Below are 474 nucleotides of genomic sequence, written 5' to 3' on the forward strand. Positions count from 1 at the left end.
TGGCTGGTTCATCGTAGTCCTGAGGCACGAAGATGAAGCAGACATCCGGGCCGGCACGGAAGCCGGTGGAAGCCGTGATCAAGGACATCCGCCGGGCCACGCGCCGGCAGTTCTCGGCTGAAGAGAAGATCCGCATCGTGCTGGAAGGCCTGCGCGGCGAGGACAGCATCGCCGAACTGTGCCGGCGCGAGGGGATCGCCAGCTCGATGTACTACGGCTGGTCCAAGGAGTTCCTGGAGGCGGGCAAGCGGCGGCTGGCCGGCGACACGGCCCGTGCCGCCACCTCCGACGAGGTCAAGGATCTGCGCCGCGAGGCCGGCGCGCTCAAGGAGGTCGTGGCCGATCTCCTCCTGGAGAACCGCCTGCTCAAAAAAACTAGGACGGCAAAGTCGGCTGTCTGTTAGCATCTGGAGCTGGGGGCGCCTGATGGAAGGGGTGCCATGTCTCGCATCCAAGTCCGGATCCCCGATCGCG

1 pseudogene is annotated in these 474 nt (G+C 65.8%); it reads left to right on the plus strand.

Annotated elements, in window-relative coordinates:
- Positions 1-32: 32 nt before the first annotated feature.
- A pseudogene (locus WDW90_RS38135) lies at positions 33-374 on the plus strand (transposase); the annotation flags it as partial.
- Between the last annotated feature and the right edge of the window lie 100 nt (positions 375-474).

This window comes from Methylobacterium nigriterrae (assembly GCF_037106235.1).
Classification (GTDB): Bacteria; Pseudomonadota; Alphaproteobacteria; order Rhizobiales; family Beijerinckiaceae; genus Methylobacterium; species Methylobacterium nigriterrae.